The organism is Paenibacillus sp. UMB7766-LJ446 (genome assembly GCF_030226665.1).
Taxonomy (GTDB): domain Bacteria; phylum Bacillota; class Bacilli; order Paenibacillales; family Paenibacillaceae; genus Paenibacillus; species Paenibacillus vandeheii.
Window position 1 is genome coordinate 140,313 of record NZ_JASOYM010000002.1, and the last position, 15,373, is coordinate 155,685.

At 43.1% G+C, this 15,373-nt stretch carries 14 protein-coding genes; 9 read left to right on the top strand and 5 right to left on the bottom strand.

Going from position 1 to position 15,373, the window contains the following annotated elements:
- The first annotated feature begins 116 nt into the window (after positions 1–116).
- The 3 genes from QP794_RS05625 to QP794_RS05635 all read left to right on the top strand — a co-directional run bounded on the left by QP794_RS05625 (position 117) and on the right by QP794_RS05635 (position 2,159).
- Positions 117–554: a ribonuclease gene (locus tag QP794_RS05625; RefSeq protein ID WP_285075306.1), complete on the top strand. Its 438-nt coding sequence runs from the start codon at positions 117–119 to the stop codon at positions 552–554.
- Between the two features lie 15 nt (positions 555–569).
- The gene (locus QP794_RS05630; protein WP_285075307.1) at positions 570–848 is read left to right on the top strand and encodes a barstar family protein; all 279 of its coding nucleotides are present in this window, start codon (positions 570–572) and stop codon (positions 846–848) included.
- Between the two features lie 96 nt (positions 849–944).
- Positions 945–2,159 carry a GNAT family N-acetyltransferase gene (locus tag QP794_RS05635; RefSeq protein ID WP_285075308.1) on the top strand — a complete coding sequence of 405 codons (1,215 nt, stop codon included), beginning with the start codon at positions 945–947 and terminating at the stop codon, positions 2,157–2,159.
- Positions 2,160–2,355: 196 nt separating this feature from the next.
- On the opposite strand, the gene dapA is transcribed toward QP794_RS05635, so the two are convergent.
- On the bottom strand, positions 2,356–3,252 hold the full coding sequence (gene dapA / locus QP794_RS05640) for a 4-hydroxy-tetrahydrodipicolinate synthase (protein ID WP_285075309.1): 897 nt from the start codon (positions 3,250–3,252) through the stop codon (positions 2,356–2,358).
- A gap of 111 nt (positions 3,253–3,363) precedes the next feature.
- On the opposite strand from dapA, the gene QP794_RS05645 reads away from it, so the two are divergent.
- Positions 3,364–4,236 carry a LysR family transcriptional regulator gene (locus tag QP794_RS05645; RefSeq protein ID WP_285075766.1) on the top strand — a complete coding sequence of 291 codons (873 nt, stop codon included), beginning with the start codon at positions 3,364–3,366 and terminating at the stop codon, positions 4,234–4,236.
- Between the two features lie 114 nt (positions 4,237–4,350).
- Here the strand turns inward: QP794_RS05645 and QP794_RS05650 are convergent, their stop codons facing one another.
- Together QP794_RS05650 and QP794_RS05655 are read right to left on the bottom strand one after the other, a co-directional pair.
- Positions 4,351–6,657: an MMPL family transporter gene (locus QP794_RS05650; protein WP_285075310.1), complete on the bottom strand. Its 2,307-nt coding sequence runs from the start codon at positions 6,655–6,657 to the stop codon at positions 4,351–4,353.
- Positions 6,658–6,705: 48 nt separating this feature from the next.
- Positions 6,706–7,329, bottom strand: a complete 624-nt coding sequence (locus QP794_RS05655) for a TetR/AcrR family transcriptional regulator (RefSeq protein WP_079349129.1) — start codon at positions 7,327–7,329, stop codon at positions 6,706–6,708.
- Positions 7,330–7,655: 326 nt separating this feature from the next.
- Here QP794_RS05655 and QP794_RS05660 point away from each other — a divergent pair, with 326 nt between their 5' ends.
- A complete protein-coding gene (locus QP794_RS05660) occupies positions 7,656–8,537 on the top strand; it encodes a phosphotransferase family protein (RefSeq protein ID WP_285075311.1) in 882 nt (293 codons plus the stop codon).
- Between the two features lie 35 nt (positions 8,538–8,572).
- On the opposite strand, the gene QP794_RS05665 is transcribed toward QP794_RS05660, so the two are convergent.
- Both QP794_RS05665 and QP794_RS05670 read right to left on the bottom strand, forming a co-directional pair.
- Complete coding sequence (locus tag QP794_RS05665) at positions 8,573–9,496, bottom strand: alpha/beta hydrolase family protein (RefSeq protein ID WP_285075312.1); 924 nt, start codon at positions 9,494–9,496, stop codon at positions 8,573–8,575.
- A gap of 15 nt (positions 9,497–9,511) precedes the next feature.
- Positions 9,512–10,624, bottom strand: coding sequence for a helix-turn-helix domain-containing protein (locus QP794_RS05670; protein ID WP_285075313.1), 1,113 nt, complete (start codon positions 10,622–10,624; stop codon positions 9,512–9,514).
- A gap of 333 nt (positions 10,625–10,957) precedes the next feature.
- Here QP794_RS05670 and QP794_RS05675 point away from each other — a divergent pair, with 333 nt between their 5' ends.
- The 4 genes from QP794_RS05675 to QP794_RS05690 all read left to right on the top strand — a co-directional run bounded on the left by QP794_RS05675 (position 10,958) and on the right by QP794_RS05690 (position 15,012).
- Complete coding sequence (locus tag QP794_RS05675; RefSeq protein WP_285075314.1) at positions 10,958–11,227, top strand: CD3324 family protein; 270 nt, start codon at positions 10,958–10,960, stop codon at positions 11,225–11,227.
- 153 nt (positions 11,228–11,380) lie between these two features.
- On the top strand, positions 11,381–12,352 hold the full coding sequence (locus tag QP794_RS05680; RefSeq protein ID WP_285075315.1) for an alpha/beta hydrolase fold domain-containing protein: 972 nt from the start codon (positions 11,381–11,383) through the stop codon (positions 12,350–12,352).
- A 327-nt stretch (positions 12,353–12,679) separates the two neighbouring features.
- Positions 12,680–13,987 carry an NtaA/DmoA family FMN-dependent monooxygenase gene (locus QP794_RS05685; protein WP_285075316.1) on the top strand — a complete coding sequence of 436 codons (1,308 nt, stop codon included), beginning with the start codon at positions 12,680–12,682 and terminating at the stop codon, positions 13,985–13,987.
- Positions 13,988–14,064: 77 nt separating this feature from the next.
- Positions 14,065–15,012, top strand: coding sequence for an ABC transporter substrate-binding protein (locus tag QP794_RS05690; protein WP_285075317.1), 948 nt, complete (start codon positions 14,065–14,067; stop codon positions 15,010–15,012).
- The last annotated feature ends 361 nt before the right edge of the window (positions 15,013–15,373 follow it).

Consider the following 15,373-nt stretch of genomic DNA (forward strand, 5'->3'; position numbering starts at 1 on the left):
CAGCCTTTTATTTTGGGGATGGCTGAAAGTCCGAGAAAAGAATATAAAGAGGAGTCTACGAAAGGAACATGTTATGATGGGGAGGATGCTAATTTTTCAGAAGGAGATCAAAATCAATGTTTGTAAAAAAATGGTTAGGTGCTTTGCTTATTATTCTGGCGACCATCCTGTTCACAGGCTGCTCACTCGAAACGGTATCATTAAATGGCTCATCTCAAGAGAATGCATCTCTTACGCAGTTTGATGAAGTAGCCAAGTATATTTCGGAGCATAATGAACTTCCGGAAAATTATATAACCAAGAAAGAGGCTAGAGTATTAGGGTGGGAGCCTAGCAAAGGCAATTTGGAAAAAGTGGCCCCAGGCAAAAGCATAGGCGGTGACGTATTTCAAAATCGGGAAGGGCTGTTACCCAAGAAAAAAGGAAGAACCTGGTACGAAGCAGACATTAACTATTCGGGAGGAACGCGGGGGAGCGATCGGATTTTATACTCCAATGATGGTTTGATCTATAAAACAACTGATCATTACCGTACGTTCGAACAAATCGAATAGAGAAAGGGTGATATTATGAAAACCGTAGTCATCAATGGAAAGGATATTCATGGTAAAGAAGAATTACATGACGTGCTTCAGACCAGACTCGAATTAGGACAAACGTATGGCCGGAATTTGGATGCATTATGGGATTGCTTAACTGGCTTCATGCCCATGCCACTTACCATTCAGTGGATTGATTTTGATGCAAGCCGCAACTCCCTGGGAGAGTATGCAGATCATTTGTTGGACCTGATGCGTGAAGCTGAAGAAGAGTTGGAAGGATTTACATTTGAGACTTTTAAAAGCTAGTACCTGCAAAAGAACGAACGTAAAAAAGGTTATGCCAGCATTATTCTCAAGCAATTGGTAAATAATATAATTTAAAACTAAGGGAGAATAACTGGCATGCACCGTAAGCAAAATTTAAAAATGAAAAAAGTGGATTTATCCCATTTAGAGCAATACAGTCAGCTGTTACGTTATGTATTTCAGGTCACTCATAATGATCTTCACAAACATGGATGGAAAGAAAGCGAAATCCTCCATGAGAAGTCACCTGTTTTACAACAAGCAGATGTACTTGGATGGTTTGACGGAGAAAAACTGATTTCTCAGGTATCCATATATCCATTTGAGGTTCGGATATTTAACCAAACTTACGCTATGGGTGGCGTAACAGGTGTAGGTACTTTTCCTGAATATTCCGGTCAAGGCTTAATGAACAAACTGCTGCTGCAAGCTCTCACCAATATGCGTGAAAAGAAACAATCCATTTCTTACTTGTATCCTTATTCCATACCGTATTATCGCCGTAAAGGGTGGGAGATCATTTCTGATAAAATTGTATTCGAGGTTCAAGACTTCCAATTACCCAAAAACAAACCTGTTCCTGGTGATGTGGCACGTGTAGAACCCGAAAGCGAAGATGTGAGGACGGCTTATGAACGTTTCTCCATGCAAACCCATGGGGCCATGCTGCGAAAAGAACTTGCGTGGAGTGAGTACTGGCGCTGGGATTCCGATGACTTAACTGCAGCTGTCTATTATGGGGAAGACGGTCAACCTGATGGCTACATATTATATTGGATTGAAGAAGAAGTATTTCACGTCAAAGATATGATTTTCATTCATGAAGAGGCGCGAAGTGGGCTGTGGAATTTCATTAGTGCGCATTTTTCAATGATTTCCAAGGTGGTTGGCAATATTCATACCGATGAACAGCTTGCCTTTCTGCTGGAAGATGCTGATATTAAGGAAACGATTTCCCCATACTTTATGGCACGGATCGTGGACATAGAGCAATTTATTTCAAAATATCCGTTCAAACCCGCAGCGATGGAGAGAGAATGGACCTTTACATTGCAGGACCCTTTGCTGTTCTGGAATCAAGGCACATTTACACTACACATTGAACCGAATGGAAGCGGAAGAGTGACTCGAAGTCAAAGCCGACGTAGTGGAGATAGCATAAATATCCAAACGATGACGACCATGTTGTTAGGCTATAAGCGTCCTGAGTACTTGCATAAGATTGGCCGCATTAAATGTGATCCAGAAACGCTTGATTTGTTAGAAGATGCTATCGAGCAGCAGGCGCCTTACTTTTCTGATTACTTTTAAAATTCAAAGTAGTGAACAGCATTCCCTTATGATGGTGGATTAGCATGATCTCGTTCTCCGTCTAGAGATCTGTAGTTAAAGTTAAAACAACCCGTATTGAGTTTTATCAATACGGGTTGTTTTTTGTTTCCAAACCAATCTGACTCACTCTATCAGACTGAATGTGTTCATATGTCTTAGCAAGATATGTTTTTGTTTAAGTAGGTACGACCATATTTGCGAGTGTATCCGACAGCCTTTGTTTTGCTTTCTCGGATGCGCCAGTCAGCGGCAGACGCAATTTTGCAGAGGCAATTAACTGTTGCTGAGCAAGCCACCATTTGATCGAGGCTGGAGCAGGTTCTGCAAATACATCACTAATCAGCGGTTGCAGTTCCTTAAAGCTGTCTCTAGACGCATTCACGTCACCAGATGCAAAGCGCTGATATACTTCCACATACCGTTGGGTATGAATATTGGCAGAGGCCACCATCCCGCCTGCGGCACCTTGACACAGCATCGCATGGAAATACGTATCCTCGCCGCATAGTACAGGCTTCGTCTTATATTGGGTTAGAGCGAGCAGCAGATCCAAACCGCCAGTGCTGTCCTTCAGGCCAATAACCCCGTCCAGATCCAAGACTTTTCTCATCGTATCCAAGGTCATTCGACTTCCGGTTCGAGCCGGAATCTCATAGACCAGAATCGGCAGTCCTGTCCGGGACGCGCTGGAGAAATGCTCCAGAATGCCTTCTTGCGTGGGCCTGTTGTAATAGGGAGTGACCACTAGGGCTGCATCTGCTCCTAATTCTGCGGCCATTTCGGTCCGATGAACCGTCGAATAGGTGTCATTTGTTCCTGTCCCTACGACGATGGGTATGGTTTTGTTCAGACTTTTCAAAATCTCTTTGGTAACCTCAACCATCTGCTTTACTTCATCCCAGGAGACGGTCGGAGATTCTCCTGTCGTGCCGTTTACGACCAAACCCTGAATGTCATGTTCCGCAAGATGGGTAACATACTTCCGATACGATTCAATGTCCAACTTGTTGTCATCCGAAAAAGGGGCAATTACCGGTATATAAATTCCTTGAACATGTTGTTCGTTCATCATAATCAACGACCTCTTCCCGTTATATTGAAACTAATGTATCATAGGAACCAGCATCACAGTTACCTATAACAAATGATGGTTGTCATCAATATTTTCGATGAGGTGAGCAAGTTGGACTTAATCTATCTTCAGACGTTCAGAGAAGTCGCCATTCGCGAGAGCTTTACCAGAGCCGCAGAAGTGCTGGGTTATGCACAATCCAGCGTTACTACGCAGATTCAAAAGCTGGAAAAAGCATATCAAGTCAAACTGTTTGAACGCTACAGCAATAACAAGATTCGTTTAACTTCTGCCGGGGAAGAGCTGTTCAAGCTTGCCGGACAGATGTTGGAATTGTTTGAGCAGTCCAAGGAAAAAATGGCGAAGCAGGGCGGTGGCTCTTTGACGATTGGTACGATGGATTCCATCGCTTCTTACTTTTTACCTCCATATATGCAAGCTGCCCGTAAGGAATACCCGGATCTCAACATACGATTGCATACGAATCGTGAGGGATTGATTTTGCATCAAGTCAGAGAGGGTGAAGCCGATATCGGGCTTATTCTCGCAGATGATTCGAGTGATCCAGCTTTGCAGTGGATTACCATTCGTCAAGAACCTCTATTGCTGATCGTCCATCCGCAACATCCGCTGATCGCCAAGGCGCAGATTGAATTGAATGATCTAAAGGACATGGAATGGATCATGCCTGAAGATACCTGCAATTACAGGCAGCTGCTTGAACGGGTACTTCGTGCAAATTCAATCCCCTATCGGATTGGTCTGGAACTTGGCAATCCGGAAGCAATCAAAAGAAGTATTAAGTCAGGAGAGGGTATCTCAATTCTGCCGCAAATGGCTGTAATGGAGGAAATCGAGCGGGGGGAACTGAAAGTCTTGCCCCTTGAACATGCGGAACTTCAACTCGAAATTCAGCTCGTTCTTCATCCAAAGAAGTGGGTATCCAACGCACTGCACTATTTTATGGAAAGCTTGAAGAAGTAAAGCAATATAAGCTGGGTTGAATCATTTTTTAAAAAGCGGAAGATAAACAAAACGAAAGCCCATTGACCAGTTCGGTCAATGGGCTTTTTTGTACTATCATCAAATACTTGACGATCAAAACTTAGAATTGGAATGATCTTTAGCATTAAGTGTAGCAATCAGCTTCTCGCCCTCAACGTCCAGATTCGGTAGAATGCGATCCAGCCATTTTGGAAGTGACCAAGCCTTGTCACCGAAAATAGCCATGATGGCAGGAACCAACCCCATCCGAATAATGAAAGCATCAATCAGAATTCCTACAGCTAATGTGAAACCAATCTGTTTGATCATGACGTCATCTGTGAAGATGAACCCAGCAAATACCGAGACCATGATTACTGCTGCGGCAACAACCACACGACTTACCTGGTTATAACCATGAACAACAGACTCTGTTCCTCTGTGACCGTGTACGTATGATTCCCGCATCGAGCTGACAAGGAAGACTTGATAGTCCATTGCCAAACCATACAGGATACCTGTCACAATGATCGGCATAAAGCTAAGCAGCGGGCCGCCAGTGTCGAAACCAAAGAGCGAATGGAGCCAGCCCCACTGGAATACAGCAGTAGTGATCCCGAATGTAGCCAGAATGCTAAGAAGGAAGCCGATCGTTGCTTTAATTGGAACGATAATCGAACGAAATACCAAGAGCAGAATGATAAGCGACAGCAGGATAATAATTCCTACATAGATCGGGAATACCTGCGCCAATTTGGCTGACATATCAATGTTAACGGCAGTGAAGCCGGTAACACCAATCTTAACGTCATTCGTCTGTGCAACGCTCGATTCAGTAGATCGCAGCTCATTCACCAGATCTTTGGTGATTTTATCGTTGGGACCCGTTTCGGGAATAAGACTAAAGATAGCCAAATCTTCTGTCATGCCTAGCGGTGTAACCTGTGCAACGTTATTTTGGCTTTGGAGTTCCTGCATAAGACTGCCCACGAGTTCCGGAGTCACCTGAGCGGAAGAATTGTTAGGCTCTGCGACCAGAATAAGGGGTCCGTTAAATCCTTCTCCGAAGCCTTCGGATATGGCGTCATAGCCTTGTCTTGCTGTCGTGTCCAGATTCGCTGAAGAAGCTCCTGGGATACCCATTTCCATTTTTGTTATAGGAGTGGCCGCCGCCCCAAGAAGCACGACGATGGCAATAATGGTGATCCAACGATACTTGATAACGAATTTCACCCATCTGTGAGCAATCCCGTGGCCAGCCGCTTTAGGATGTTTGGTGCTTTTCTCGCGTGCTTTAGGAGAACAGATGCGTTCACCCACCAATCCAAGTAAAGCGGGCAATAGCGTAAGGGCAACAAATACGTTAATAAGAACGGTAGCCGCGGCAACTAAAGCCATCGTAGATAAGAAGGTGAGACCGATGACAAGCATACCGCACAGTGCAATGATGACGGTTAATCCGGCAAAAAATACAGCGCTGCCCGATGTGCCAATGGCTCTTGCAGTCGCCTCTTGTGCACTCAAGCGTTGATCAATTATCATTCGCCGCTGGCGATTGACAATGAAGAGAGCATAATCGATTCCGACGGCGAGACCAACCATGAGAGCCAGGACGGAAGTGACACTTGGCATTTCTATAAAATTGGAGATGGAGAAGGCGCCACCTACTCCAATGGCAACGCCAAGGAGTGCAGTGACAAGAGGCAGACCTGCCGCAACGACGGAACCCAGGGTGATTAGCAAAACAATAATAGCAATGATCAGTCCGATAATCTCTGCCGATCCCACACCGATCGCTACCGTTTTGAGCGTTTCGCCCGGTAGAACGGTGATGTTGGTTCCTTGCTGGGCAGTCATAACGGAGTCAATTACAGAATCAAAACCATCTTGGGTAATTGCAGACTGCTCAATGGTAAACTGAAATTGGAACAGAGCAACTTTGCCGTCAGAAGAGAGAAGAACACCAGGTACAGGAACGCCATCCACCATTAGAGGACCATAGGGAGGAGGAGAGGCTGCAGCTGATTGCTGCATATTCGCAGCTTGAGCCATGTCTGCGGATGCACCCGAATTGCTAGCTTCAGCTGCATAATCCGCAGGATTAATCACATCCTTCAATCCGTAAACTTCACGAACAGCTTTCGTTATTGCAGCCAAACGTTCAGGTGTATCCAAACGCTCGTTGTCAGGGGCTTTGAATACCACACTTCCTTGCCCGCCAGAGGCGGCTGGTAATTCTTTAGCTAATTGATCCAAGACTTTCTGTGATTCTGTGCCTTCAATTTTCATTTCAGAACTGATATGAATACCATTGATACTGATCATAGAAATGACAATACCCAGAATCAATACCCAACCAATGATGAAATACCCCGGTTTGCGAAAAGCCGTTTTCCCCAATCTATACAATAATGTTGACATTTCTCTATTTTCACACTCCCTTTATGGTGAATACGGGTTGCTGGCGCATCAGAATCCTTTGCGCAAATAACTAAACATGGTTTCTAAAAACTCATCAAACGGTACAGCTTCAGTGGTTGGATAGTCATTTTTCTTTTGTCCAGGGAGCAGCACATTAAGCCTTCCGTCAATTAAAGGAAGAATGATCCCGTAAACTGCGTTTATAAGAAGATAAGTATATACCTCGTCATCATTTCCGTTAGACAAGTCTAACAATGTTTCTTGCGCAGTCGTCTGCATCTGGTGCAATACTCCAAGGAAATGCGGCTCTAACACCGGATATTTTTTTGAAAGTACCAAAAGCTCACGCAATCTTCCTATGAGATCCGCTGTAAGCTGCATCTGGATGAGCTGATACAGAACGTCAAGCAAGGAGGTATTTGGGGGAATCTGGGTGAGCAAATTCTCGAACTCAGTAGTGTTATGAACAGCTGTAGCTCCCATCGCAACAGCTTCTTCCTTACATGTGAAATAGTTTGCGAAAGTTCTTCTGGAGTAACCGGCTTTTTGCACGATATCTTCAACAACGAAGCCGTCCAGACCATGTTCAAGTGCAAGTTCAAATGCAGCAATCGCTAGCGATTGCTCTGTCGCTTCTTTTTTTAAATGTCGCAAAGTTGGTTTGGTCATCATTTTCCGCTTATGCGTACACCTCAAACTTGGCTGTTTCTGTGGGGAAGCGATCGTAAGTTGTTGACTTCATTTGCAATTCACACGACTCCTTTCTCAGGATCATCTTAACTTAAGTTTGCCCTTTAGGCAAATTTGCTCAAAGGGAAAGTTTATACCTGTGCGATAAACGTAAAGCTTTGTCCTTTGTCGGTTTCCGACATCTGACGACGAACAGGTTGAAGGGCCTAGTTTCGAATTGTATTATGGAATGGCAGAGCATTAAATCAGCGATCACATCAAACAGGCTCGCTGATTTATATTAGAGCGCCAAATAGAGAAGGTTCCACATGAGTTCCATTCTAAACGTTATAGAAAAGCTAAAGTTGAACGTCTTAAATATTGAAGATGTTCCGGAATCATTTAGTTCAGATGTATATAAACTTACTCTTGCTAATGGAGAAGACGTTTATGTAAAGATTCCATTTAACAAGGATAAGCTTTTTCGTGAATTTCAGATGCTTGAAACATTGAAGGGCGTATTACCTGTTCCTAAGGTATTGGACATTTGGTATGGGGATGAAATGACTACGGGTGCGTTGCTTCTCTCAGCAATTCAAGGTGTACCTTGTACAGAAAATATTGATGAAAAGCTATCTTTTCAAATGGGGGTGTATCATGCAATGCTCCATGAGGTGAAAACGTCAGGATATGGTTATCATTTAGCCGACGGCTTTCATTTTTTTGACCAAAATAATTGGCGTCTACACATCAAAAGTAATTTTGAAAAGTGGAAAGAGCCCTGTAAAGAGCTCCTCGATCCAGCATTGTATGAACGTTGCATTCTTCATTTTGATGGTGATTTCTCTGCTTTACCAGATCCTGACGGACCATGTTTTGTACATATGGATTTTAGACCAGGCAATATACTGGTGAACGGTAACAAGGTTGCTGGTATTATTGATTTCGAGAGTGCTCGCGGTGGCTCCACTGAAATAGATTTCACTAAAATCAATAGATATATTTGGGAAGGGAACCCGAGAACAAAATCCCCGTACATTGAAGGTTATGAAACGATTCGTACGATGTTAAATCTCGAAATCGTATTGCCATTTTATAATTTTTACGATGCTTTTAGCGCCGTTGCTTGGTGTAAAAACAGAGGAAATGAAAAAAATCAGTCGTTTCTTCAGGAAAATATAGAAGTTTTGAAGAAATCAGTAGGTTATTGAATTGAATAAACGTCCAACAGGTTTGGCTGGTTTTCCTAAATGGAAAGAATCCAGTCTGAAATGTCATTTATCACTTTCTTATCAACATGCTGCGCAACTTTATACTCTTTTTTCATTTTTAATATCTCTCCGTAAACAGCTGGCATAAATAAATGATTTAAGTTGGGGTAAAGTTTAAACGTTACATTTGGCTTTTCACCCAATAAGTCTTTGTAAGCCTTAAAATCTTTGTCTACGGATACATGGAAATCTCGATCTCCCTGCAAAATGAGTACGGGTTTATCTAATACGTTGAGGTAATTAATCGATGGATGTTCTCCCATCTCTTTGAAGTAGTAGGCTCTCGAATATTTCCCCAAAACTACAGTTGATTTTGCTTCTTCATCACTTAACGTATAGATTTTATCAAACTTGGATGATAGTGCTGCGATTTGTTTCTTAGCAATCATTTTCAAAAACTTATTCAACGACGCTAAAACATCGTTATTTTGGTCCATCAAAATTTCTTCTAATTTTCGTGGAGACCCACCCATAATAATGATACCAGCAAAATGTCCACCTTCTGCATCAATTCGTGGAGCTAACATCCCGCCTAAGCTATGACCGATAATAAATATTTGGTTTGAATCAATACGTGAGTCTTTACGTAATAAATCAGCTGCGAGGATAGCATCTTCGATGGTTTCTTCTTTCACGGATAATCCGGTTTCGTTTTTCATTTCTTTTCCATAGACGAATGTTCTTTTATCATACCGCAGCACGGCAATTCCTTTTTCCGACAACCCTTCGGAAAGGTCTTTAAAAGGGTAGTTATTGCCGACTTTTTCATCCATATCCGCAGGGCCAGAGCCATGCACCAATACCACGGCTGGAACTTTGGATGAGCAATTCTCTGGCAATGACAAAATGCCATTCAAAGGATATTTCGTTTCTTGGCCAATGATTAGCTTCTCATTCATACCCATAACCTCCGATCAACTTTTTTCTTGCAAAAAATGATTCATTTTTTGAATTAGTCCTTGATACTCGGGTACTTCACGTAACGAATTGAACGCTGGATTCATCAGAACATCCCTCATCATGCTATTCTTGATAACCTGCTCGCTGCGGGGAGCGGTGACGTCGAAATCTTTCAGCCACGGATCAATCAGATCAAAGAAGGAATCTCCACGAAGCTCAAAAGGAAAGAAGCCTTCCACGCAGGTATCCACATATTTTTCAAGGAGTTCAATTGATTTCTCAGGAAATTTGTTCACGCAATATAGATGAGCGCCTAGTGCGTAAAGCAGGACGACATTGTTTGGATTTAGCCGTTTCATATCAAAAATCCGTGCAAAATACGACGCTTTCTTAAAAGCTTCTTCTGCTTTTTCGATATGATCCATATTTAATTGGAGGACGTTCAGCAGCCCTTGAAAAACTGCCATTACGTGCTGATACAGTTCAGCCTGCAAGGTTTCTTTGGCTTTGCCGATATTGCCCATAAGCTGATATGCCTGTGAAATTAACGCGCCCTTTGGCATCATGGGCCGGACGGTCTCCCCCAGTAAATCTAAGACCCGCTGCGGACTCCTTAGCGATAGAAAACAAACGGATTGATACAAAACCGCATCGCTCGAAAGCTGCATATCACCACTTTCGGTCTGAATCCGTTCACATAGCGTCACGGTTTCGTTAAGAAGAACCTCTTTTTGCTCTTGTGTTCTCGCCAGCGTGAAGTGATTTGTGTACAGCCTAACCATTTGCAATAAGAGTGGAAAGCAGGCGTAATATTTTTTGATGATCGCCGTACATTCTGCAATCACCTCATCAAAAGGGAGAGAAGCAAAATCATTAGCGAGTCGGGTGTAGAGATTTGCGATGTCCGACTGCTCCATTTGAGGGGAATAGCCCATCAATTCGTCAATGCTGATGTTAAAATAGGCCGCAAGTCGTGGAAGAAATGTGATATCAGGATAGCTTTGTCCCGTCTCCCACTTGGAAACAGACGCTTTGGAAACACCGATAAATGCAGCAACCGCCTCCTGTGTTAATCCTTTTTCTCTGCGTTTTGCTACAAGAATCGATGATAAATTAATTTCGTTCATTCAACATCACCTCTGATTATGATTATACGGTTTATAAAATCAACTCCCAAGCGACTTGTCGTTGACTTATGTAGAAAAAATCAACCATAGAGAAACCTGATTGAGAAAGAATCTGGTCCGAAGTGATTATATTTATGCTATACTGGCAACGTAAAAGGGGGGTGCTTTACTGATGGAGAATCTGTTAAGATTGTCTGTGACTTTCTTCACTTGTGCAAAGCCAATATTGGAGAAGCGTTACTTTGCATGGGGCTAAATCTTTTCTAACGCTAAATAAGCTTTTCTAATGCTTTGGCTTTGCACCTTATTTTCTAAAATAAGGAGTGAAGCAGAGTGAAATATACAAACGCTAAAAAAATATTGCCCGAAAAGCTAATTATAATGATTCAAGAGTATGTCCAGGGAGAGACGATTTACATTCCGAAACAAGAAAAGGAATATAATCATTGGGGGAGTTTGAGTGGCGGGAGGCAATGGTTAGATCACCGAAATGCCACGATTAGACAAGCCTTTAAGAATAAAAGCAGGATTGAGCAGCTTGCTAAGGACTACTTCCTCTCTGTTGAAACCATTAAGAAAATTGTATATTCCAAAAATAAGTAGTCAACGGCACTGATGAATTTCTTCATCAGTGTTTTTTTACGTCAAAAACAATTCTAACTTATTGTTTTCATTTGAATCGTTTATTTCGTTCTTTACAATATGAATAGGCAGTTGAGAAGTCGATCCAGCGAAGAGAGCGAGGAAATGATAACTATGAATGAACCAAAAAGCAGAAGCAGGCATCTGATCGATCAGGAGATCGTGAGTGCGATTGATTTAATACCAAGCACCGATCTTTCTGCTGGCACCCTAATGGAAGCACGGGAAAGTCAAACAAAAATGATGCCGCAAATCGATGTAACGCAGCTGTTTCCTGTCACATTCGAAGAAAGGGCGGTGCCAAGTTATTTTGGCGGACCTGATATTCGTATAGAAATTATCAAACCACGCCAACCAAAGCACAGTAAGATGCCGTTATATTATTCTATTCACGGTGGGGGAATGGTTATGGGCAGTCCGGTAGGAGACCGACAAGGCAATGCGGCACTGGCTGTCCAACATGGTTTTTGTTGTGTATCTGTTTACTATCGGCTAGCGCCGGAACATATTCAGCCAAGTCAGTTGCAGGATTGTTATTCGGGTCTGAAATGGTGCATTGAGCATGCCGAGGAATTAGGAATAGATACTGAGAAACTCGCTCTTGCGGGCAGCAGTGCTGGTGGTGGACTGGCGGCTGGTCTAGCCCTCTACGTTCGTGACCAGAAGGAATTCGCCATCCATCATCTCAGACTGCGCAGCCCAATGCTCGATGACCGTACGAGTATTTTGCCAGATCATCCGTATGCCGGCGAGTTTGTTTGGACCAAAAAAAGCAATTATTTCGGTTGGAAATCAGTTTTAGGTCACGAACCCGGACAAGAGGGAACAAGCGAGTATTACGTACCAGCACGTGCAAAATCTTTGGCTGGTTTACCATCCACTTATATGAGCATAGGCAGCATTGATTTGTTCATAGATGAAACCTTATTATTTGCCAAACAACTTGCCTTTGACGGTGTCTTAATCGAATTGCAAGTACTCCCCGGTTATCATCATTTGGCTCCAATGTTTCCGAATGCACATTTTTCTCAAATAGGTGCCACCTCTAGTGAGTACGCTTTGTTGAAAGCTCTGGAGTTACTTTGATTATAAGACTGATTTAGAGATGGAATCGAACCGAGACAACTGGGCAGCAAACAGTATAGATGACACAAGTTAGAGCATTGAAAGATACAAGCCGCGTTGATGCGGCTTTTTTCGTGTCTTTAAAGATAAACAAGAACTTGACCTTTTACCACCAACCATATTTTAGATAATTGTGCATATCGGATTTGTAACTTGTGTATTCAAATTTGATTAAATCCTTGCTAAACTTTGTTTTGATAATGAGAATCATTATTATTATTGAATAGAGGATGGATTTGACCGGAGGGCTTTCTAGGAGCAAATCAATGATAAGAAAGGTTGGTAGAAATGACTTCAAACAGACAACTATGTATTGGATTGTCCTTAAATGCAACGTGGAATAAAGGTGACGGTTGGCGAAACCCTGATAGTGGAGTGGAGCAAACGGGATCCATTGACTATTATATTCATTGGGCAAAAATGGCGGAGAACTCAAAGCTCGATTTTCTTTTCAGAGCGGATTATCTATATATTAGCCCGCAGATGTTAGGCGATTCTTCTAATTTCGGCAGCCCGGATCCTACTTTGTTTTTTGCAGCAATAGCTCGTGAAACCGATCGGATCGGACTGGTTACGACCATTTCTACCACGTTTAATCCGCCGTATATTGTTGCTCGGCAGCTTCAATCCTTGAACTGGCTAAGCAATGGACGTGCCGGCTGGAATATTGTTACTTCTATTGAGGGCGCCGAAAATTTCGGCAACTCTCCAATGCCATCCCCGGAAGAACGGTATGCGAAGGCAATAGAATTTACGGATGTGGTATGCAAGCTTTGGGATAGTTTTCCGAATGATGCTATCGTTATTGACCGTGAGTCAGGCATGTTTTCTGATAAGGGAAAAGTGAATGCTATTCATCATTCTGGTGAATTTTTCAGCGTAAAAGGGCCGCTAACTCTACCTTCTCATCCATCGGGAAGCATTCCTTTGTTTCAAGCGGGAGCTTCGGATATTGGACGAAATTTTGCCTCTTCCGTAGCGGATGCTATTTTTGCGGCAATGCCAGATCTGGAATCAGGCGTGGAATTGCGAAGTGATTTGAGAAAAAGAGCTGTGGAACATGGGCGCGATCCGAACACGATTAAAGTTTTGCCGGGGTTATATTTTTTCCTTGCCGATACGCACGAAGAAGCGCTTGAATTACATAAGGCTGCTCATGCCCATTTAAGTCTTGAGCGCAGACATGCCTCTCTCCAATCGTTAATGGGCCTGGATTTAAGTGGTTGTTCCTTGGATCAACGCGTAACCGAAGATATGCTTCCAGATCCTGATCATGCTGTCCGCAGCCGTACACATGCTGAGCTGTTGCGTCGATATATTACAAAATATCAGCCTACAGTGAAAGAGATTCTGGACCGGCCGGAGGTTGTCGGATCTGCCCATTGGGTATCTGTGGGGACAGTCGAGACGGTAATGAATGATATTATTGAGCGGGTTGAGGCAGGTGCTATTGATGGGTTCATCGCCCTGCCAGGTGGTTCAGAAAAATCGATGAAGATATTCTTTGAAAAGCTGATTCCAAAGTTGGTTGAAAGAGGTTTGTTCAGAAGTGAATATACCGGGGAAACGTTGCGTGATCATTTGGAGGGTTCATAGGTCATTACTGTTTTTTTATTTTTAGAGCGAGAGCATGGGTACACACAATATGGATAACGTATCGTAGGGGAGAACATATGAAAAGACTAACAGGATTGATTTTATCTGTAATTGTATTTGCAGGGGGGATACTGGCTGGATGTTCCGAAACGCCCGTTGCAGTTACTCCTGAACCCAGCAAGATCGATGGTGAAGGATGGCCAAGAACCATTAAGGATGCCAGCGACAATGGAGTGGTGCTTGAGAAACGACCAGAGCGTATAGCGGTGCTTCATCCCTTATATTTGGATTACTTTTTTGCTTTGGATACTCCTCCAATCGCATCAATCAGCGCGGGGGAAGCATTGGAAAAGTTTGCTACGTTACAGCCTTACGCCAAATCTGCTGATATTATTGATTTGGGAAGCGACTCAGCGAATTTGGAAAAGATTATTGCCGCTCAGCCTGATGTAATTGTAACCTTCAAGGGGGCTGTGGACACCATTTATGATGAGTTGAACAAGATTGCTCCAGTCATCTTAATCGACTACACGGATACCTGGGACAAAACGACGATGCTTCTTGCTGAGGTTGTTGAAAAAGAGAAGTTGGCGAAAGAACTGATTAAGGAAACCCAAGAAATGATAGCAAATACGAAAAAGCATTTAGGTACTCTTGAGGATAAGACCTTTGCCTTGTTGCGGGTTGATGGAAAAGCAAATTTTTATGCTCAAGGATCTAAAAATACGATGTACTATAATCAAACTGCGGGCTTTGGGTTGTTGGCACCGAAGGGGTATCCTGAGGGTGGTGAATCGCTTACGCTGGAAGGGCTATACGACATGAATCCCGATTATATTATTATCCAGCATGATATTGACGTTGCAAAGGCAGCTGTGAAGGAAAAAGAATCTTCAAAGGTATGGAATTCACTGGAGGCTGTAAAAAACAACCGTGTTGTTATATTTGATAATTCCCTCAATAGTGCGAGTATCCTGGCTGTCCGTTTGGCCTCAGAGTATTTTCTGAAATTGGCTGAACAATAATTATTATACAAAAGATCCGATTGCTGATTCTGAGCGCAATCGGATCTTTTAATGTAGGAAGACAAGAACATTATCGTATTGATGTATCCTTAATATTGGGATTAAAGGAAATTATAGAGTGACAAAAAGTGGTGAACGGCCGCACCGCCCGGAGTAACCAGGCAAGCGAAGACGATGACACTTGCGTCAACGATCCACAGCATCTCCGACGAACTCGGATGCAGTCGGCTGACCGAGTCCATTGGAACCGCCAGATTGATGGCGGCAACAAGGCCAACGACCAGGATGATGCACGCGCAAACGCTGGCCAGAATCAGCCCCGGTTGTCGTGACGTTTTCACGGCAACCGTGGAAACTATCT

Coding starts and splice junctions, on each gene's coding strand:
- dapA (WP_285075309.1), bottom strand. CDS start 3,252: ATGATGAACGAACAACATGTTCAAGGAATTTATATACCGGTAATTGCC.
- QP794_RS05690 (WP_285075317.1), top strand. CDS start 14,065: ATGAAAAGACTAACAGGATTGATTTTATCTGTAATTGTATTTGCAGGG.
- QP794_RS05655 (WP_079349129.1), bottom strand. CDS start 7,329: ATGATGACCAAACCAACTTTGCGACATTTAAAAAAAGAAGCGACAGAG.
- QP794_RS05635 (WP_285075308.1), top strand. CDS start 945: ATGCACCGTAAGCAAAATTTAAAAATGAAAAAAGTGGATTTATCCCAT.
- QP794_RS05630 (WP_285075307.1), top strand. CDS start 570: ATGAAAACCGTAGTCATCAATGGAAAGGATATTCATGGTAAAGAAGAA.
- QP794_RS05680 (WP_285075315.1), top strand. CDS start 11,381: ATGAATGAACCAAAAAGCAGAAGCAGGCATCTGATCGATCAGGAGATC.
- QP794_RS05685 (WP_285075316.1), top strand. CDS start 12,680: ATGACTTCAAACAGACAACTATGTATTGGATTGTCCTTAAATGCAACG.
- QP794_RS05665 (WP_285075312.1), bottom strand. CDS start 9,496: ATGAATGAGAAGCTAATCATTGGCCAAGAAACGAAATATCCTTTGAAT.
- QP794_RS05660 (WP_285075311.1), top strand. CDS start 7,656: ATGAGTTCCATTCTAAACGTTATAGAAAAGCTAAAGTTGAACGTCTTA.
- QP794_RS05625 (WP_285075306.1), top strand. CDS start 117: ATGTTTGTAAAAAAATGGTTAGGTGCTTTGCTTATTATTCTGGCGACC.
- QP794_RS05650 (WP_285075310.1), bottom strand. CDS start 6,657: ATGTCAACATTATTGTATAGATTGGGGAAAACGGCTTTTCGCAAACCG.
- QP794_RS05670 (WP_285075313.1), bottom strand. CDS start 10,624: ATGAACGAAATTAATTTATCATCGATTCTTGTAGCAAAACGCAGAGAA.